This is a genomic window from Terrimonas alba (assembly GCF_042434975.1).
Taxonomy (GTDB): Bacteria; Bacteroidota; Bacteroidia; order Chitinophagales; family Chitinophagaceae; genus Terrimonas_B; species Terrimonas_B alba.
The window spans coordinates 323,366-343,222 of the sequence record NZ_JBHMQM010000002.1; the positions used below are offsets into that span (position 1 = coordinate 323,366).

General features: G+C 41.3%; 20 protein-coding genes. 8 read left to right on the forward strand and 12 right to left on the reverse strand.

The features are described from left to right. Positions 1–64 precede the first annotated feature (64 nt). On the forward strand, positions 65–5,233 hold the full coding sequence (locus tag ACFEL9_RS06035; protein WP_385887113.1) for a PKD domain-containing protein: 5,169 nt from the start codon (positions 65–67) through the stop codon (positions 5,231–5,233). A gap of 93 nt (positions 5,234–5,326) precedes the next feature. Here the strand turns inward: ACFEL9_RS06035 and ACFEL9_RS06040 are convergent, their stop codons facing one another. The 6 genes from ACFEL9_RS06040 to ACFEL9_RS06065 form a co-directional block, all read right to left on the reverse strand. Continuing rightward, complete coding sequence (locus tag ACFEL9_RS06040; RefSeq protein ID WP_385887116.1) at positions 5,327–6,136, reverse strand: META domain-containing protein; 810 nt, start codon at positions 6,134–6,136, stop codon at positions 5,327–5,329. Positions 6,137–6,341: 205 nt separating this feature from the next. Beyond that, entirely contained in the window at positions 6,342–7,757 is a 1,416-nt protein-coding gene (locus ACFEL9_RS06045; protein WP_385887119.1) for a Glu/Leu/Phe/Val family dehydrogenase, read from the reverse strand. 68 nt (positions 7,758–7,825) lie between these two features. Next, the gene (locus tag ACFEL9_RS06050; RefSeq protein ID WP_385887121.1) at positions 7,826–8,047 is read right to left on the reverse strand and encodes a CcmD family protein; all 222 of its coding nucleotides are present in this window, start codon (positions 8,045–8,047) and stop codon (positions 7,826–7,828) included. Between the two features lie 40 nt (positions 8,048–8,087). Next, positions 8,088–8,795 (reverse strand): cytochrome c biogenesis protein CcsA, encoded by a 708-nt coding sequence (gene ccsA, locus ACFEL9_RS06055; RefSeq protein ID WP_385887123.1) that lies wholly within the window; start codon positions 8,793–8,795, stop codon positions 8,088–8,090. A gap of 191 nt (positions 8,796–8,986) precedes the next feature. Beyond that, entirely contained in the window at positions 8,987–9,682 is a 696-nt protein-coding gene (locus tag ACFEL9_RS06060) for a heme exporter protein CcmB (protein ID WP_385887126.1), read from the reverse strand. A gap of 41 nt (positions 9,683–9,723) precedes the next feature. Continuing rightward, positions 9,724–10,599, reverse strand: a complete 876-nt coding sequence (locus ACFEL9_RS06065; protein ID WP_385887129.1) for a glycosyltransferase family protein — start codon at positions 10,597–10,599, stop codon at positions 9,724–9,726. A 659-nt stretch (positions 10,600–11,258) separates the two neighbouring features. On the opposite strand from ACFEL9_RS06065, the gene ACFEL9_RS06070 reads away from it, so the two are divergent. Then, positions 11,259–11,519, forward strand: a complete 261-nt coding sequence (locus tag ACFEL9_RS06070) for a hypothetical protein (protein WP_385887132.1) — start codon at positions 11,259–11,261, stop codon at positions 11,517–11,519. Between the two features lie 76 nt (positions 11,520–11,595). Here the strand turns inward: ACFEL9_RS06070 and ACFEL9_RS06075 are convergent, their stop codons facing one another. After that, positions 11,596–12,009, reverse strand: a complete 414-nt coding sequence (locus tag ACFEL9_RS06075) for a hypothetical protein (RefSeq protein WP_385887135.1) — start codon at positions 12,007–12,009, stop codon at positions 11,596–11,598. 40 nt (positions 12,010–12,049) lie between these two features. On the opposite strand from ACFEL9_RS06075, the gene ACFEL9_RS06080 reads away from it, so the two are divergent. Both ACFEL9_RS06080 and ACFEL9_RS06085 read left to right on the forward strand, forming a co-directional pair. Continuing rightward, positions 12,050–12,202: a hypothetical protein gene (locus ACFEL9_RS06080; RefSeq protein WP_385887137.1), complete on the forward strand. Its 153-nt coding sequence runs from the start codon at positions 12,050–12,052 to the stop codon at positions 12,200–12,202. A 543-nt stretch (positions 12,203–12,745) separates the two neighbouring features. Then, positions 12,746–13,315 carry a DsbA family protein gene (locus ACFEL9_RS06085; protein WP_276501280.1) on the forward strand — a complete coding sequence of 190 codons (570 nt, stop codon included), beginning with the start codon at positions 12,746–12,748 and terminating at the stop codon, positions 13,313–13,315. A gap of 152 nt (positions 13,316–13,467) precedes the next feature. Here ACFEL9_RS06085 and rbp read toward each other — a convergent pair whose 3' ends face one another. Continuing rightward, positions 13,468–13,758 carry an RNA-binding regulator gene (gene rbp, locus ACFEL9_RS06090; RefSeq protein WP_385887139.1) on the reverse strand — a complete coding sequence of 97 codons (291 nt, stop codon included), beginning with the start codon at positions 13,756–13,758 and terminating at the stop codon, positions 13,468–13,470. Positions 13,759–13,979: 221 nt separating this feature from the next. Between rbp and ACFEL9_RS06095 the strand changes: the two genes are divergently transcribed. Then, complete coding sequence (locus ACFEL9_RS06095; RefSeq protein ID WP_385887142.1) at positions 13,980–14,498, forward strand: DinB family protein; 519 nt, start codon at positions 13,980–13,982, stop codon at positions 14,496–14,498. Positions 14,499–14,500: 2 nt separating this feature from the next. Here the strand turns inward: ACFEL9_RS06095 and ACFEL9_RS06100 are convergent, their stop codons facing one another. Both ACFEL9_RS06100 and ACFEL9_RS06105 read right to left on the reverse strand, forming a co-directional pair. Next, a complete protein-coding gene (locus ACFEL9_RS06100; protein ID WP_385887144.1) occupies positions 14,501–14,791 on the reverse strand; it encodes a YciI family protein in 291 nt (96 codons plus the stop codon). Between the two features lie 6 nt (positions 14,792–14,797). After that, positions 14,798–16,216, reverse strand: coding sequence for a sialate O-acetylesterase (locus tag ACFEL9_RS06105; RefSeq protein WP_385887146.1), 1,419 nt, complete (start codon positions 16,214–16,216; stop codon positions 14,798–14,800). 105 nt (positions 16,217–16,321) lie between these two features. Here ACFEL9_RS06105 and ACFEL9_RS06110 point away from each other — a divergent pair, with 105 nt between their 5' ends. Both ACFEL9_RS06110 and ACFEL9_RS06115 read left to right on the forward strand, forming a co-directional pair. Then, positions 16,322–16,837: a YdeI/OmpD-associated family protein gene (locus ACFEL9_RS06110; protein WP_385887149.1), complete on the forward strand. Its 516-nt coding sequence runs from the start codon at positions 16,322–16,324 to the stop codon at positions 16,835–16,837. 45 nt (positions 16,838–16,882) lie between these two features. Further along, positions 16,883–18,256, forward strand: a complete 1,374-nt coding sequence (locus tag ACFEL9_RS06115; RefSeq protein ID WP_385887151.1) for a UDP-N-acetylmuramate--L-alanine ligase — start codon at positions 16,883–16,885, stop codon at positions 18,254–18,256. Positions 18,257–18,258: 2 nt separating this feature from the next. Here ACFEL9_RS06115 and ACFEL9_RS06120 read toward each other — a convergent pair whose 3' ends face one another. Further along, the gene (locus ACFEL9_RS06120; protein WP_385887153.1) at positions 18,259–18,774 is read right to left on the reverse strand and encodes a hypothetical protein; all 516 of its coding nucleotides are present in this window, start codon (positions 18,772–18,774) and stop codon (positions 18,259–18,261) included. Between the two features lie 155 nt (positions 18,775–18,929). Here ACFEL9_RS06120 and ACFEL9_RS06125 point away from each other — a divergent pair, with 155 nt between their 5' ends. Continuing rightward, on the forward strand, positions 18,930–19,409 hold the full coding sequence (locus tag ACFEL9_RS06125) for a nucleoside deaminase (protein WP_385887156.1): 480 nt from the start codon (positions 18,930–18,932) through the stop codon (positions 19,407–19,409). Positions 19,410–19,412: 3 nt separating this feature from the next. Here ACFEL9_RS06125 and ACFEL9_RS06130 read toward each other — a convergent pair whose 3' ends face one another. Next, the gene (locus ACFEL9_RS06130) at positions 19,413–19,847 is read right to left on the reverse strand and encodes a DoxX family protein (protein WP_385887159.1); all 435 of its coding nucleotides are present in this window, start codon (positions 19,845–19,847) and stop codon (positions 19,413–19,415) included. Positions 19,848–19,857: the final 10 nt, after the last annotated feature.

The window sequence follows — 19,857 nt, forward strand, 5'->3', positions numbered from 1 at the left end:
AAACTGTTTTCCCTGATTATCTTGCTCCACCGTTTCGTGACCACATTCTGCGAAAGTTTATAATATGAGCCACCTAATTGCTTTTTTCAAAGGAAGAACAGCCTTTGCCTTGTTTTTGCTTGCTGCTTGCCCGTTGTTTTCCCAAGCCCAGTTAACAGCCAATTTTTCAATGGATAAATCCGGCGGCTGTTCGCCTTTATCAGTTTCTTTTTCCAATCAAAGTTTTGGAGCTTCGGCCAATGCCGTCTATCGATGGGATTTTGGAAACGGTAATACTTCAGCGCTTCCCAATCCCGGCGCCATTTATACGGAAGAAAAAGAATACACTGTTACATTGACTGTTACGGATGGAAATCAAACTTCTTCCAAAACTGCTACTATTAAGGTTTATAAAAAACCAACAGTTGATTTTACAGCCGATGCTCCAAAAGTATGTATCCCTGCTGCTGCCGGCTTTACTGCCAAGGTTACAGCGGGTGATGGTTATATTAGCAACTATTCCTGGGACTTCGGCGATGGCCAAACACAACAAGTCTATGATAACAGAATGATTCATTACTATAGCTATCAGCAAAAGCCTGTTGTCAACCTGACTGTTACCAACAGTTACGGTTGTTATAGCACAATTACTAAAACAAACACGGTGGAGATATTGGGGCGCATTGAGCCGGTCTTCACTACAAATAAAAATCTTTTGTGTTCGCTGGATGAATCCCTGCAATTGACTAACAACAGCGCCGGTCCCGGCACTCTTCTTTATAACTGGGATTTTGGGGACGGTACCAGTTCTACTCAAAAAAATCCTGTTCATAAGTTCACCAAAAAAGCGGTTTATCCTGTTACATTAACTGTTTCCAATACGGATGGGTGTACCGTTACCAGTTACCCGGTATCGGTCAATGCAGCTTACTTCAATACTGATTTTAGTGTTCGTCCCCTTTGTCGTGAATTAGCTTTTTCCAGTTCCAGTTATTTATATCCAAATAATAGTCTGTGGAAGTTTGGCGACGGTAATTTTGTCAATTCTTATTCAACGGCAAATCATGTCTATGCCAATCCTGGAACGTATGATGTTACGCTTATCAATACCTACGAAACCTGCAAGGATTCAGTTACTAAAACAGTGAAGGTGGAGGACCAGGTAAAGTTTAATAGCAAAATAGAAGCGCCAGATCTGTTGTGTAAAAACGGCAATTATGTATTTAAAAGCAAAAGTGATGTGCCGCCCGGGACTAGTTATTGGGAGTTTGGAGATGGCACCACCAACAACTGGTGGACAGAAGTAAACCATGCCTATGCCGAGGCCGGCAATTATACGATAAAATTGACCAACACTTTTGGAACCTGTAAAGAAACAGTAACAAAACAAGTGCTGGTAAACGATCTGCCGGATCTGAAGGGTTTTGTAGTGGATTACGGAGGAGTATGTGGTTCACCCGTGAATATAAAATTTAAAGACACCACAGCGGGTGCGGTAAAATGGCAGTGGCGCCTGGATTATTTTTCAAACAACAATTTTTCTACACAACAAAATGCGTCGTACAATTTTACTTATGATGGATATTACTGGGTTTATCTTACGGTAGCCAATGCCGCAGGTTGTTCCAGCAATATCTCCAGGCAGGTGAATGTGTTTAAACCTAGTGTTAACATTTATCTTCTTTCTTCCAGCAGTTTTAGATGGAATTATGATTGCGATTCATTAAAAGTGAAGTTGGGCACTAACACCAATCAGCCAATTAAAGTTTATAAATGGAATTTTGGCGATGGTACAACTTCGGCCGACCCCGAGCCGGAGCATAATTATAAAAAAGAAGGTTCTTATAATATTACATTGGAATATAAAACTGAAAGCGGGTGTAGCGGAACGGCTAGTTTTTTTGTAAGAGTGTACGGTAAAGCCAAAGCTGATTTTGCTTATTCTATTCCCTGTGGTAATTCTCTCGATCTTCAATTCTCTGATCGTTCTTATTTTTCTGATAACTGGGAATGGAATTTTGGCGACAACGGGTATGGTGGCTGGGGTGCAACTCCTTACCATGCTTTTAGCGATACCGGTAAATACAATGTTCAATTTATCAGTCATATCGGCCATTGCTCCGATACAATTGTAAAACAGGTTTATGCCAATGTGTTGCCTTCTTTCGTATCAATTATCAAAGCTGAAAATACCTGCGAGGGCAACCGCGGTACCGTCAGTTTTGATCAGCGTTCTTTGCGTATTAGTAGCGGCACCTGGAACTTTGGCGATGGTACCACAATTCCTTATGATACAAGTGTGCATCTTGGAAAACATACATACGCTAAAACCGGTACTTACCAGGTGACGCTGACAGGAGTATCGGGCAATTGTACCTTGACCAGTACACAACAGGTAAACATTTTGCTTAAACAAAAACCGGTTCTGACTGCCAATAAAACAGAGATATGCAGTAATGATAATTTGATGGTAAAAATAACCGGCCTGGAGACAAACCCCTACACTGGCAATTGGGAATATGGGCAGTATTATGCAACAAAGTTTGAGCACAATACCGGCGCTGTCTACGATGGCTATATTTATGATTATTTTAAGTACACCACTTTCAATAGTACACTTCAGAATTTCAAGGCGGGTACTACCAGCATGAGAGCCATCATAACGGCTGCTTATAATGGATGTACGGATACTACTAATTACATCAACTTGAAAGTAAATGGTCCCATCGCAGGGTTCAAAATTTCCGCCAATGACATTTGTTATAAATCTTCATTTGTATTTGAAGACACTTCTAAGACTTCTACCAATACACCGCTAAAAACCTGGCAATGGGATTTTGGAGATGGAGAATACGCTACACATACCTCATCGGCAAAGGTGACGCATTTGTACAAGACACCAGGCAATTATACAGTAAGGCTGACTGTTACAGATGCGAGTGGTTGTCAGTCTGTGTTTAGTTACACGGTTAATGCCAAAGGACCAAAAGCTGCCTTTACTGCATCGGGTTTATATGTTCCTAACGTACCATTGAACACCAATGTGACATTTTATAACAATACCATTTCCTGGTACAGCAATTCAGTTAATTATAAATGGCTGTATGGCGACGGGGCCAGTTCCAATGAATACTGGGGTGAACATACTTATACAAAAGCTGGCACCGATACAGTTAAGTTGATAGCTAATGATCCAAGCATATCCTGCGCTGATACAACTATACAGGTGATAACAGTAAAAGACTTTAATACTGCATTTAGTTTTTCAACCAACTATATGACGAATAGTAGCTGTCCGCCTGTTATAGTTCGCATCAATAATCTCTCTGTTGGGTTTACAAGCCTCAAATGGGATTTTGGTGATGGAACCACTTCCAGTGATCAATATTATCCTTCGCATGTGTACGACAAGCCCGGAACCTACCGGATTACTTTATACACCTACGGTTATAATGGCCTCACGGGAACCTATAAAGATTCCGTCACCATCAGTGAACCATCTGCGAAAATAAGTGCGGATATATTGAAAGGGTGTACATCACAACAGGTAACGCTTTCAGCTGACGTTAAAAACACCACGAAATATACCTGGGACTTCGGAGATGGTACGGTGAATGATAATACCGCTGCATCATCGGTTCATAAATACCTGACGCCGGGAGTATACCAACCAAAACTGATCGTGAAAGATGCCGGTGGTTGTGCGGCTACAGCAACATTACCGGAAAAAATTATTATTGATAGTTTGTTTATCGCTATAAAAGGGATACCTGCGCAGATTTGTGATTCAACTAAAATATTTTTTACTCCTGATGTAAGAAGTGTGGCGGCTGACCAGGCCGGGGTACCGCTTATATATCATTGGGACTTTGGTACCGGCAACGCAGAGGATACATCCAATATAAAAAATGCCATATTCAATTTTAATAAACCGGGAACCTATATCGTGAAGTTTAAAGTTATTTCACCGTTTGGTTGTGTAAAGGAAGTGTCTGAAAAAGTAATAGTTTATAAAAAAGCAAAAGCGGGTATTACAGGCATTGGTGAATTGTGTGCAGGAGGCGATGTCACATTTAAGGGCAATGCAAGCATGAGCCCTGTTGAGTGGGCATGGAATTTTAATAATGGCAATACCAGCAACGCACAAAATCCGGCTGTGCAAACTTTTAGCCAGCCAGCCGTTTACAATGTGCAGTTGGTTGTAAAATATAACGGATGCTATGACACGGCAACCCACCAGTTGGTGGTTCATCCCAACCCCGTTACCAATGTATCCGCGGGTAAAAGCCAGTTATGCCGTGGGGAAACAGTCCGGTTAAATGCAACAGGTGGTGATACATTTTTATGGCAACCCGCCACCGGATTAAGCAGTGCCAACACCGGGTCTCCCTTGGCAAATCCAATACAAAACACAAAATATATCGTTGATATAACCAATGGTTTTGGTTGTACAAAACAGGATTCAATTTTATTGACTGTTGTGCAGCCTTTCAACATGGTAATGGCCACCGATACTTTTGTTTGTAGCGGATCAAGTGTGCACCTAAATGCACAGGGAGCCAACTCATATCAATGGATCAATTCAGTTACCGGGTTAAGTAATACACAGATATCCAATCCTGTTGCCAGTCCTGTTGTTAATACTGTCTATACGGTTGTGGGCTCCGATGCATATAATTGTTTTAAAGACACCCTGTCTATAAATGTAGCGGTGCGACCGTTGCCGGCAGTTACTGCTGAGCCCGATTTTCAAATGCTTGCAGCAGAAACCCATCAGCTAAGAGCGACGGCAAGTAATGATGTAGTGAAATGGCTCTGGTCACCTGCCGATTATTTGAGTTGCACCAGCTGTCCTTCTCCCGTTGCTCAGCCAAGAAGACCTATGGATTATATTGTCACTGTCAAAAATCAATATGGATGCCAGGCGTCCGATACGGTAAGTATCAGGCTGGAGTGTGCCGACAATTTCGTGTTCATTCCAACAAGTTTTACACCTAACAATGATGGAAAAAATGACATCTTCTATATAAAGGGTAAAGGCATTGGCATTATCAAATCACTGATCATTTACAATCGTTGGGGTGAGAAAGTATTTGAAAAAAGAAATTTTGGTATTGATGACCGGTCAAATGGCTGGGATGGAAAAAATAAAGGATTACTTGTGCCCACCGGCGCCTACATTTATTTTGCGGAAATGGAGTGTGACAGCCGGGCGCCGATAATTAAAAAAGGAACGGTGACTGTTGTATATTGATGTCAAAAAAAACAGCCTCGCGGAACGAAGGTTTCGCGGAACTGGCAAAAAATAAGCAGCAGGTTAGAACATCTCCCCGATCAGTGTTCTGTCTTACTTTTTCTCAAAACGCATTACGGCAATATCATCCATCAGGAAAGTAAGTGTTGTGCCACTAAGAGCATATTTGTTTACTTTTTTTAGCATGTCCAAAAAAGATTTTTCGCCTTCTCCTTCGCAAGCCATCATAGTCATGGCTGTGGGTTCTGCTATTGTTATCTTATTTCCATCAATGGTCAATTTACTGCTGAATGAATTGCAGCTCGTATGACCACCTACTTCAGTTTTGTTATCTGTAAAAGATAACTGAGGTTTTTTGTTTGGATACAATCCTTCAAAAGCAATCCTTTTTCCTGAAATATAATTTAGCTCCCAACTGCCGGTTAAAGATGCATCAGGTGCAGGTACAACCGGCTTTGCTTTCGGCTTAACTCCCCTGAGCTTTGCCAAAGGGATTTTCCCATTGCTTAACAAAAGCTGGTCGCCTATGATGCTCCAGTTGTCGACCTTGCTCAATGCGTCGAGAAAGCTGGTTTCGATATTGAGATCAGGGCATGCCATCTTTGTTGTTATTAAAGGTGAAAACTTCATAGCATTTTCACCGGAGAGTTCGAAACTGCCCCGTAAACTGTTACATCCGGCATTGCCAGTGACTGTACTGTCCTGGCCGGGTGAAAATAGTAAGAAGGATCCTTTTCCGGTTGTTGGATTTACTTGTTGTCCATCCAGCACTTCCAGGTTCCATTGGTATTGATACAACATTTCACTTCCGCCGGAAGTAGCTGCCGTTGGTTTAGAGCTACGGCATCCTGTTGCCATTATTAATATTGTGAAAATACTTGCCGAAAAAAATACCTTTTGCATGTCTTTGATTTTAGAATGACAGGATGTGATTTTGCTGCCCATTGCATAAAGCGCTTTGTTAAATGAAGGCTTAATGCGATTCGAAAACTATTGTGAAATCTAGTTGAATGCTGTAAGAAAATTACGTCATTTTTTAAGCTGCTTTAGTGAAAATGAAAAAAGCCTGTCTCTTGTGAAACAGGCTTTTAGATAAAAAATATAGCTTTTACGGGAAAATACCCAGCTCAGCATAGCTCGTTGCTACTTTATTGATAGCAACAACATAAGCTGCTGTTCGCATATCAGGAATTTCCGGGTAGTTTTTCCACTCATTCATCACTTCGTGGGTTGCAGTAATCATTGTTTCTTCCAGACCACTATACACCAGGTCCACCTCGTCAGCTCCATGAACGATGTATTCTTTTTCCTTTTCGTTCATTTTTCTGCCTGAAAGGGCTTCGATCTGTCCAACGATGTGAGCATTCATATTTTCATTGAAACGTTTTTCCATACGGCCGTAACGAACGTGGCTCAGGTTTTTGATCCACTCAAAGTAAGAAACGGTGACACCACCCGCATTCAGATACATATCAGGTACAACCAGCACGCCTTTTTCAGCGAGAATTTCATCGGCTTCAGGAGTTAATGGCCCGTTAGCAGCTTCACCTATGATCTTTGCTTTGATCCTTGGCGCATTTTCTTTATCTATTACATTTTCAAGCGCCGCAGGAATTAAAATATCGCAATCCATTTCCAGCATATCCTCTTTGCGGGCAAAATGGCTTCCTTTTTCATATTTGATAATAGAGCCGGTGTTCTTGCGGAAGTTGAAAACATCGTCAACGTCGAGGCCATTTTCATTATAGATAGCCCCGTCATGTTCGGACAGCCCGACAATAATCGCACCTGCATCCTGGAAGAATTTTGCCGAGTGATAACCCACATTTCCCAAACCTTGTACCGCCACTCTTTTGCCTTCAACTCCAACGGTCAGGCCTTGCTTCTTCATTATGTCTTCCATATTACATACTTCACGAAGACCAAAGAACACACCTAAACCTGTCGCTTCACGACGACCACGAACACCACCTTGTGATACCGGCTTACCAGTTACACATCCAGCGCCATCAATTTCTCCGGGATGCATAGCTAAATACGTATCCTGTATCCAGGCCATTTCTCTTTCACCCGTTCCATAATCAGGGGCAGGAACATCAGTGCCTGGCCCGATAAAATTTTTCCTGATTAGTTCGGCGGTATAACGGCGGGTAATTTTTTCGAGTTCGTAAGCCGAGTAGTTACGGGGATTGATTTTGATACCTCCCTTACCACCTCCAAATGGTACGTTTACAATGGCACATTTATAAGTCATTAATGCAGCTAAGGCCATTACTTCATCCTGGTTTACCTCGGCGGCAAAACGAATACCACCTTTGCAGGGTGTTTTATGTTGGGAATGTTGCACACGGTAAGCTTCCATTACTTCGACAGTTCCGTCATCTCTTTTGATCGGAAACTTCATCTGGTACACTGCGTTACAGGCTTTGATCTGCTCCAGGATACCGGGAGTCCATTTGGTAAATTTTGCGGCTTTGTCGAAGCTTTTTTCAACAGCGCCAAAAAAACTGTAATTGTCTGACATGAATTGAATTTTTGATTTTCAAATAGCAATCGTTATAAAATAAGGCAATTGTATACGTTGGATAATGATTACATCTCTTTTTCAATTTTGGTGATCTTTCTGTCCAGCCTTACCAGGTATAATATCAAACCAGCCAATATGGTCAGCATCACCGCCAGTACCACATATATTCTTCCATTGCTACGCATTGTTTCTCCAAAAGCTGTTTTGCCTTCCACATCTTGTGCTTTGACAACGGTTGTTAACAGCATTACTGCAAAAAGAATAAATAGGTTCTTGGTTTTTCGCATTTGTAAATTTTTATTCTGTATTAAACTAAATGATGAGTGATCAGCTCATCATCTTTTTTTCTTTTATTAAGTTCAATCGTATTTTGATAGTAGTGATCCACACACCTAATAAGGTCCAGCCAATAACAGCAGGATAAAAAACGATACGCATACCGGCATCAATATCTTTATAGTTCATGGCAGGATTCCCTTCCTGGCCCGGGTGCAGACTGGGCAGAATGCGAGGCACTATCCAAATTGACGGGAAAAGCATAGCATAAGCAAATATGTTATATACCGCACTTATTCTCGCTCTTTTATCCATATCGGTGATCGAATCACGAAGTACAAGGTAGGCAGCATAAATCAGCAAAGCTATCGCTGCGCCAATCAGCTTGGGTTCTCTTGCTAAGGCGCCGAACGACTCAAAGGCAGGATTGTTGGGATCGGCCCAGGTATAACTCATCCAGATAGCCCCGGTGGCATATCCTAATAATCCAAAAACAATTCCTACCACGGCAAATTGCCTGGCATAGATATCATACTTATGATTGAGTGTACGCAAATAGCGAATAGACTGGATCACTGAGATGGTAAACAGGATCATCATCGCAAACCACATGCAAACATGAAAGTAAAGATTGCGGATAGTTTCTTCCAGCGCCGGTAAAAGGGGGACTTTAAACAACAAGCCACCAATGAATGTGTACACCAGCAAAACGACACTGAGAATTTTCCACCAGGATTTATACATATAATTTTTTTCCATGGCTATGGCTTGTTTCAGCTTTAAAAAGTACAGCTAAAGCGCAGCAAAATTAAGGCGGTGCGTGTAATCCCCCCTAATTTTTCGCAAACTATTAATAATACAGCATTGAGTTAACATTTTATAGTAAAAGCACTTATAACATAAAATATTTTTCAATAAAGAGGGGGAAATGATTTACAAATATCAGCGACTCAATCTTTCCATAAAAAGGGGAATAAGATAACCGCCAATAAAATAACCATCAGGTCGAGGGCAATGAGCAATAAGATCGTGCTGGCTTTGATGGTTAAGATGGGATTAAAGGCGGCATTCGATAATTGCATGAGCAGTATTAGCTGTGGAATAATCAGCGGAAACCCCAAAACAGCCATGATAGCGGCATTTTGCTGGGCCCTTGCAGCAATTGCTGCAAGAAAAGTAAAAATCAGGCTCAGGCTCCAGCCGCCAAGCAAAACAAGACCTATAAAGGCGCCGGCTTTTACCATTGGGTTTCCCAGGAATAAGCTAAACAAAAGCAAACTAAGCAGGCTCATCACCAGCATCAGTAAGGAATTAAATAGCAATTTTGATAACACGAAATTTGCCGGCGAAGCAATAGAGTAGAAGTAAAGCATTCTTCCCCTGCTTTCCTGTAAAAAACTTTTAGCTACCGCATTGATGCAAATAAACAACTGGATAACCCAAAATAAACCGTTCCATACCTTCGTTTCGGGGTCATCAATTGCCATAAATAAAACAAAAATGGTCGCACCTATGTATAAAAGAATTCCGTAAAAGCTGTATTGCTGCCTTACTTCAAGCAGCAGGTCCTTCTTAAATAATGTGTATATGCGTTGAAAGGAAGCGATAATATTTTTTTGCGAAAATAATAAATAGTGGGCTAGCAACGGCTGAGCTTATCTATTCTCAGAATTTAACCAAACCTGGCCTACTTAATCAGCGTATAATTTTTATACTCCCCCGGATACCAGCCCGTCCATCTGGCAATGATGCGTTTTAGTTTATCTTTTGCGGATGCATATTTAAGTGCCGGATCAGGATTGAAAGGCCAGTTCTTTCGCAGTATCCTTTCTTTCATTAAAACGGGGTGCGTGCCTTCAAATTTTATAACCGGCTCGGTCGCCTTATCATATTCATAAGCGGCAACAGCTCCGGATTCTTTTTTTATTTCGGCTTCCTCCCGGTAAAGGCGAATATTTGATTCAATCTTTTTTTGCAATGCCCTGGGTTCCCGCACCCAGCCATAATGATAAATATAAGCATCGATGAGCTTTACTTTCAGCTTCCGGTTTTCACCAATTCTAAATCCCTGGGCATCGCGAAACGAAAAAATGTCTTTACGGTTTCTTACGATGCGGATTTCCCTTCGGTACCAGGAATATTTTGCGCCAATAAAGTCGTAGGAGCCGAAGAAATGCAGGTAGTTAAACAATAAGCCCTCCACTTCCTTGTCTGGCAGATTATCCTGCATAGCTTTTTTGATTACCGGCAGGTATTGTTCATGCACCACTTCATCACCTTGTATGTAAAAGGCCCAGTCATAATCAGGGGGAATAGCCTGGAAAGCTTTATTTGTTTCCGCTGCAAATACTTCACCACCCTTTCTCAATGACTCGTTCCATGTGGTCTCCAGCACTTTTATTTTTGGATCAATGGCCTGGATTCTCTCAAGGGTACCATCTTCGGATTTTCCAACCGCGACGACGAACTCATCACATATAGGAAGAATGGATTTGATAGCTTCTTCAAATGGGTAGTCGAATTTTACACCATTGCGGACAAATGAGAACCCGCATACTTTCATACCTGCAAATTTTAGGTTTGTAAAATTAGGAGAATCTGTGCTGTAAGCGGGAATGATACTAGCCCCATTCAACCTTGCGTAGTTTTTTCCAACTCCCGATCAAAATAGCAGGTAAATGCCCTATCAAACATCATTTTCCGGGCAGAAACAGGCCGGGTGTTGAGGGCTGGCATATTTTTTTCAACCATATTTGATAAGGAAAAGCATAAAGCTGATTCTAACATTAATCCAAAATTATGCTCTATGAATTACCTCTCTACATCAACATTTCGAGTCAACTTTCCCTTTGTTGCCCGTACGGTAATAATCCTGCTATTGATCTTTTTTATTGGTTTTCTCATTCAGGAGACCTTTTCTTTTATCCGCCTGTTTGAAGTGACAGTGGTTGCCAACCCGGCGATCAATTTGATAAAATAAAACTTCCTGTTATCCCCGGGTCGGAGAGATCTGATGGAGAGTTTGACGGCAGGTCGATTCATATGCGGCTACAATTTCTTCCTTTATCCATTTTGAGAACGACCTAGGGCGATGGGTGGGCAATTTCTCGCACTTTAATAAGCTACCGGCTGAAACGCTGCTTCATTACCGATAAAAGTTATTCATAATACGTGTTGATAAAATCTTTTAGAAGAAAGGCTTTTTTCCGATATTTTTAGTTAATGCAAGACCATTATAAACTTCTCCTTACCATTTATGATATTGTCAAAAATGATCCGCAACCCGAACATTATGGGTGTCGGCCGCGGGAATTAATTCTACGCCAGCTACAGGAGTGGTCGGTTATTTACCAGTGCCTCCAGTTATTAGAGCAGGAAGAATTGATCAGGATGCAACAGCAGGATACGCTGGTAATCCGCATTACTCCAACAGGGCTGGAACAAGCTAAAATGGCAAACAAAAGAGTGCGGGAAAACAATTAATTCAAAATCATCTTCAAAAAATAAAAGCCAATACCGGAAATCCAGTATTGGCTTTGTCTTAGGAGGTAATAAGTGACTACAATTTGTTTACAACAACATCTTCTACCAGGCGTGAAGATTTGTTCACTTCGTAAGTGACTGTTTTGAAACTTTTCTTACCAGTGATTTCGAATTGAACACCAACACCTGCTAATTCTTCTGTATTTAACAGGAATTTTTTAGAGGTGTTGCCACTTAAATTATCCCTGTACAGAACAGTATTGTCTTCATCGCGAACAACAATAGTAAACTCGCTTTCATCTGCACTGCTAAGTATCAGCTGAAACACTGGTTTGTTTTCTATATTGCCGAGATACTTCAGTTCAACAGGAATAGTTTTCTTCTCATTTTTCTTCTCATCATTTGCTTTTGCAGGAGAAGTAAAACCAAAAGATAATACGGTTGCAATAGCGATTGCAAGGTTTCTTGAGTTGATGAATGTGTTTTTCATGAGTGTAATAGTTTAAGTTAAAAAATGTATAACTAGTCTGATGACGTACAATCGGGGATCTTATGGAAGCAAAGGATTAGTAGTGCAAGCGTTATTCAGTTCACTGAATGCTTTAAAAGATTTTCGCCGGATGGCTTTTTTCTCCTTTGACAATACAAATGTAGAAACGCAAAATCGTGTAGGCAAAACATAAAAAACAGATTTTGGGAGTGTCAAACTGCACTTTAAAATTCCGAAACCCTTTACTGTACTGCTTTTCCCGATTCAAACCACCCGATGGCCAACCGCAAATTCAAGGCAAAAAAATGCGCAAAAATGCAGATTTCTGCAATGGCCAGGTAGATTTGCGGGATGGATGTACCGTGGAAATCCTTCTTTCTAAGGGTTACTAATTTACAGGGTCGCCTGCACAGGTTTAGGTTATTAACACCCGTAGCGGTTTGATGAGATATTTTTTAATAACAAGGTTTGTCAGAATATCGTAAATTTTAATGAAGTCTTCATTTTTTATCTTCTTCAAATATGTGATTCTCAATAAATAAAACAGATGAAAAGAAAATTAGCTTTTTTGCTTATATGGCGGGTGCAAAAAAACACTATCTTCAACCGCTTTCAGACACTTTTTAGTGCTTTGAAATGTGGATAAACACCCAACCAAATAGCCTGAAGGTTGTTATATAGATGATAAATGCCAAAGCTACAGGTGCTTTGGCGCTAATAAAAAAGGAGTTAAACAATGGCATTCAAAAAAGAGGTCGAAGAAATTATTGAACCTAAAGACATTTTTGTCGGAAAAAAAGACGCCCCGGTAACTTTAATGGAATTTGGAGAGTACGAGAATGAGGATTGTGCAAAAGCAAACGAAGTAGTGAAGCAGTTGCTTGAAGAATATGAAGGAAAGATCAAATTTAATTTTCGCCATTTCCCCCTGACATTGATTCACCAGCGTAGCATGAAAGCAAGCGAAGCCGCTGTGGCTGCCGGCCAGGAGGGTAAATTCTGGGAAATGCATAATGTGCTTTTCAGCAACAGGCGCAATCTTGGAACAACCAGTCTTAAACTGCATTCCAAAGAAGCTGGTGTTAATAATAAGAAATTCCTGGACGAATTGGTTAATGGAACATTTGGCTGGCAGGTGCAGGATGACCTGAAAGAAGGAATTGATAGGGGAGTAAAAGAACTTCCTGCGTTCTTCATCAATGACGAGCCGTTTTCCGGTAAACCCACTTTTGCAAATCTTAGTGCAGCTATCGAGTCTGCTTTGAAGAAAACAAAAAAGAAGCCCTTGGCTAAGCAAAAAGTATAAAGAAGAACCATATAATTAAATGCCGCTTCTCATGTCGATGGAAGCGGCATTTTTAATTCGGACTATGTAGGACATCATTCTTTCTAATAAAATAAAAGGGAAACAATTTGTTCCCCTTTTTATCTTTCAATAATAATTGAATTCAGGATCAATTACCAGCGACTGTTAGAAGAGTAAGAAGGCCTTTTGTTGGTTCTTTCTTCTCTTGGTTTTGCCACCATTACTTTGATAGCACGACCTTCAACCATGCCACCATCCAATTCAGCAATTGCTTTTTGAGCAGCGGCGTCATCTGGCATTTCCACGAAACCAAAGCCTTTGCTGCGGTTTGTGAATTTGTCAACGATTACTTTAGCAGAAGATACTTCACCGTACTCTGCAAAAAACTCTCTTAAATCTTCGTCTTGAACTGCGAAGCTTAAATTTGAAACGTAAATGTTCATCTTAAAAATTAAATAATAAAAAATACTTGAGAAAAACGCAGGGGTAAAGAAGACTAACTATTAGCAGAGAATGCGTAGCAGAAAAAATCGTTCACTTACAAAAAACTGTGTTACTCAAATTGACGGGGCGAAGGTACTCTTTTCATTCGACAAAAAAACTATTATTTGGCTATCGCCCGGATTAATGATGTAAATCATTTCTATATTAACTTGCCTTTAAGATGTTGCAAGATCAACAAATGGAGTTTTGGCAGAAAGGACCTGTAGAAGACATTATTCCTTTGCTGCAGCCAGTTGCTCACGCCATTCTTCAAGCGCAGCACGAGGTTCAGCTTGTCATGAATGACTTTCCGGGGACCTTATTATGGCAGCGTCCCGCTGGAGTGGCATCACCAGCCTTTCACCTGCAACATCTGTCTGGTGTTCTGGATCGTTTATTTACTTATGCAAGGGGTGAACAACTTACACCAAAACAACTGAATGTTTTGCGCGGTGAGGGTAAGGAAAACTCCACTATTCATCTCACCGATTTGCTGGTTCATTTCAGCCGGCAGGTAGAAAAAGCTATCCAACAATTAAAAGACACAAAGGAAGACAGCCTTTTGGAAATAAGGTATGTTGGGAGAAAACAGATCCCATCCAATGTATTAGGGCTGCTTTTTCACGCTGCTGAACACATACAAAGGCATACCGGTCAGTTGCTGGTAACGGCCAGGATCGTTAAACAGCTTGCGGGTTAGCGCTATATAGTAGCTACTTTAAAAGGGTGAACCTCGATTTTTTCCCACACATTATTTACGATATACGGTTCAGCATTCATCCAATCCTTCAACGCTTCAGGTGTTTCAAACTGTACCACCATCGTGGAGCCAATCATTTTTTGCTGATCATTCAGCAATGCACCGGCGAAAATAAAATTTCCATTCTCTTTTAATTTGCGGGCTCCTTCAAAATGAGCTGGCCTGGCATTCATTCTTCTTTCTAAAGCCTGATCGTCGGTTCCATCCCAGGCGTAAACGAGGTATTGTTGCATAAAAATTTAGTTTTCTTTTGTCGTATCTACTTCCCAGTTATCTGTCCGAAAAGGGCAAACCGGAAGGCCTTCCTTGCTGAAAAGGTTTGACATCGCCGTGTTGCTAAATGCAAACCGCACAGCCACCGGTTTTTTTATGGTTTTATTGAATACGATAATTTTATCTTTTTCCAGCTTTACTTCAGCGGGCAGAAAATTTTTATCATCTCCGGCAATATAAAACTCACTTGCTTTTTCTTTTCCTTTCACCATAAACCCATTGGGAGCATTATCAAAGTAGAGCGAAATTTTATTGTTATTTATTTCCATGCTTTTGTATATCGGGCTTTTATAAGCAGGAACATTTAATCCATAGGTTTCGGCCAACGCCCAATTGGCCAGCCGGTCTGCTACGTCCTTTTTATTTTGTGGGTGAATGTCCTTTACGTTGTCGACCAGGTCTGTTATTACTACCATGCCTGTACCGGGAACCGATAAAGTCTTTGTCTGCTGTTCCCGGAGTAATGCCGCAATATTTTTGTTGCCGTATGTGTAGGGCGCAATTTGAACGTAGTAAAATGGAAATTCTTTTTCCCAGGCCTTTCGCCAACTGCCGATCATTTTACTGAATAGTTTTTGATAGGTTGCTGAAGTTCCGGTATTGCTTTCACCCTGGTACCAAATAGAGCCGGCTATGGAAAAATTAGCGAGCGGTGCGATCATCGCATTAAAGGTATAACCGGGTAATACCGGCCACCATTGGGTCACATTTTGTTTGCCTGCGGCTTCTTTCAATTCAGGATCATCGCTCACTTCGTTTGCCGGTGTCCACACTTCCGCAGGGGTGCCGCCCCAGCTTGCATTGATCAGGCCAATGGGTACATTCATATCTTGCTGTAATTTTTTGCCAAAAAAATAGCCAATGGCACTAAATCCCTTTAATGTTTCAGGCGAACATGTCTTCCATTGCCCGGCAGTATTTTCCTGCATGGTTGCAGACGTAGTCTTAGGAACATGAAACAGGCGGATATTATTATTATTACTATTGGGTAATTCCTCGATTATCTGTTTCAGATTTTGATAGCTGCTCCATTCCATATTTGACTGCCCCGAACAAACCCATACTTCTCCTATCATGATATTCTCTAATATTATCGTGGACCCGCCTTTAAGTGTAATCGTATATGGGCCGCCTGCTTTTGGTGTAGAGATTTTAATTTTCCAGTTAGCATCACGGGTAGCTGTGACGGAGTCGGTTTTATTGTCCCATGATGTGGTGACGAATATTTTTTCACCGGGATCGGCCCAACCCCAAAGATTTACTTTAGACTGTTGTTGTAATACCATGTTACTCGAAATAACTGATGGTAAACGAATTGCAGCAATCGCATGGTTTGACAATAACAGGATGGTTGCAACAGAAAGAAACAGAAATAGCTTTTTCATTTTTTTATATTGGGGAGGGAAGATAATTAAAACATGCATTACAGTAAACAAGAAAATCATTTCACATTTTTGTCCAATTAATTATAGATTTAATTTAGTGTCAGCATGGTTCAATTTACGGCCACAATACACAAATTTGAAAAGCAAGGCGAGAAAAGCGGCTGGACTTACATCGAAATTCCGGCCGATATCGCCCAGCAGTTGAAGCCGGGTAATAAAAAATCTTTCCGGGTAAAAGGCAAGCTGGATCAGTTTAAAATTGCCGGGGTATCTCTATTGCCAATGGGTGGCGGCTCTTTTATAATGGCCATCAATGCAACGATGCGAAAAGGGATTGGGAAAAAGCAGGGTGCTATGTTGAAAGTAGCGTTGCAGGAAGATAAAAAAAACTACGAGCTCAATGCGGAATTCCTGGAGTGCCTCCACGATGAGCCCAGGGCGCTGAAGAACTTTGAAGCAATGCCCCGGTCTTTTCAAAACTATTATAGTAAATGGATCGAGAGTGCTAAAACAGACCCCACTAAAACAAAACGGATAGCGGCAGCAGTCTCATCCCTTGCAATCGGCATGAATTTTTCCGAAATGATAAGATCAATGCAAAAGAAAAACATGCAATCCTGATGCAGACACTTGGTAGTCCCGGAAATATTCCTCTTAATTTGCAATATGATTTCATCTATTCATGATTTTCAAAAGCCTTTTTTTATTGGTATTGCCGGCGCAGGCATGAGTGCAATTGCACAATATTTAAAAGGAATAGGTAAAGACGTTTCAGGCAGTGACAGATTTTTTATAGCGGGTGAGCGGAACGAAACAAAAGAAAAACTGGAAGCCGAAGGAATAGCCTGTTTCCCACAAAATGGTGAAGGAATTACCGCGCATACTGATCTCATTGTCGTATCGACAGCCGTGGAAGACACTGTCGGGGAAGTGAAGAAAGCAAAGCAATTGAATATTCCTATTATCAAACGTTCTGAGCTATTGGCCTTGATTGCAGCAAGCAAAAAAACAATAGCTGTAGGTGGAACCAGTGGAAAAAGCACGACCAGTGCCATGCTTTTTGATATATTGGAATTTGCCGGTCTTCAACCAAGCATAATAAGTGGCGCCGGCCTCGTAAGCATCATTCGCCAGGGGAAGATCGGTAATGCAAAGGTTGGCAAAGGCGAATGGCTGGTAATCGAAGCGGATGAAAGTGATGGCTCAATCGTTCAATACAAGCCTGAGATTGGATTGTTGTTAAACGTTGAGAAGGATCATAAAGAAATGGATGTGTTGATGAATGTGTTTTCGGTGTTTAAGTCCAATAGCAATAAATTTATCGTTAATCAATCACACCCACAGTCCCGGCAATTATCGCAGCAAATCATCCAGGATTTTTCACTGGATGAAAATAAAGCCGGGTTTACTGCCAGCAATTTTCGCCAACATGGCCTCGCTGTTTCATTTCAGGTTAATGATGTTGACTTTACGCTAAACCTGGTTGGCAAGCACAACATGGAAAATGCTTTGGCTGCAACAACGGTAGCAGCACAGTTGGGTGTGCCTCTTCAAACATGTGCTGCCGCGTTAAAAAATTACGAAGGAATATATCGGCGTCACCAGGTTTTGGGAAATAAAAAAGGAGTATGGGTGATAGATGATTTTGCTCACAACCCGGTGAAATGCGCCGCTGCCATCCAGGCTTGTCAACCCATCGCTCCTAAAGTAATTGCCTGGTTTCAACCACATGGGTATGGTCCCACGAAGTTTTTGCGAAATGATTTTGTAGAGGAAATTGCAAAAGTACTCCGTGATGAAGATGAGATATGGATGAGTGAAATATTTTATGCCGGCGGCACAGCGGTAAAAGACATTTCGGCTAATGACCTCATCAATGATCTAAAAGCAAAAGGGAAGAAATCTTTTTTCGTGGAAGATAGAAGTGATTTTGTCAATGCCGTGCAATCCCACCTTACCAGTGATTGCGTGCTGCTATTGATGGGAGCAAGGGATCCTTCGCTGGAACAATTTGCTAGAACTGTGTGGAGTCAATTATAGCATTATTCTATGGCAAAACTGTAGGCCGGACTTGACTGTTCAGCCAAAGGTTTGAAAAGATGTAAGCAAAGACCTAATAGCAGGCTATAAAGTGTTTTTTGGTGCAACGGTTTTTTACCTCCTGAACGAGCCAATAAATCGTCTTTGATATCTAACTTACAAATTACGAGGGGATGTTCAATTGATTCTTTATAGATCGTTACCGCCGGTTGTTGTTTGTCATCTACTGCATAGAAATAACGTTGGTTATTGAGCTCTATAAAGTTTTCATTGTTTTCCGAACCGGCGTGACCAATGCGAATACCATATTCATTTCTAAGCACCGTTTTGTTTTTGCGAAACCCTTCATCCCGTATAAGGAACACCCGTTTTTCATCGGCATATTCTATCCTTGCGGCATTGGAAGAGGAATTGAAAACAAGTGTCACCAATTTTTTGCCATTGTTGCAAAGGGTATATACCGTTTGGCCAATTGTGGATGTAAAGGTTTCCCATTTCATAACAAAATCGTTTTGCATGTGCGACTATTTGTTGAAAATAGTGAGATTTGGAGAGCCTCCGGGGAGTTAACTTAAAATTAATATTAACTTCATATTAGACGGAATAAGGGTGATAAACTGTGGATAAACAGCTGATAATGCACAAAAAATATCACATTTGTAAAACAAACACTATGCTGTCAGAAAAAGAAAAAAAATTCCTGGAGAGGGCCATTGAACTTTCCAGGCTTGGGATGCAGGATGGGCATGGCGGTCCTTTTGGTTGTGTGATTGTAAGGGGTGATGAAATAGTAGGGGAGGGGTGCAATATGGTCACCTCATCCAATGATCCGACGGCGCATGCCGAAGTAGTTGCCATCCGGAATGCCTGTCAAAAATTAAATAATTACCAGCTAACCGGATGCGAAGTATACACCAGTTGTGAGCCCTGCCCTATGTGTTTGGGAGCCATTTATTGGGCGAGGCCGCAGCGTGTGATTTACGCCAATACAAAAAAGGATGCCGCGGCAATCCAGTTCGACGATGATTTTATCTATAAAGAAATAAATGCCCCGATGTTCGACCGGAAAATTCCGTTTATTCATTTTCCCCACCCCCTGGCGCAGGAGGTCTTTGCCCAATGGATGTCAATGGAGGGCAAAAAACTGTATTGATATTTATCTCGGATTCCGTTTGAAGTAATCATCCAACGACAAAGGGCCACCGCCTTCAATAAAGAAAAAGATCAGCAATAAAAGCACTACCAGCGAAAAACCGAATTCAGATCCAGGGGCAAAAATGCCTCTCGGAATGTTGACAAAGAAAACAGCGCCTAACAATACAGGTATCAGGAAAAGTGTCGCCACCCTGGTAAAAAGCCCAACAATTATGAAAAAGCCGCCAAGCATGTGAACCCAGGTGATAAAAATGGGCAACCAGGTATTCGTAAAGCCCATGCTTGTTTCTGCCAGCAGGGATTCAAGACCGACAGAATCATTCATAAATGAGATGCCCTTTATGATAAGACAAATGCCCAGGGCAACTCTTAAAAATACCAGCCACCGGGGATGATGGGTGGTACTCCATTCTTCAAGTTGATGTAGCATACCCATAACAAAAAGT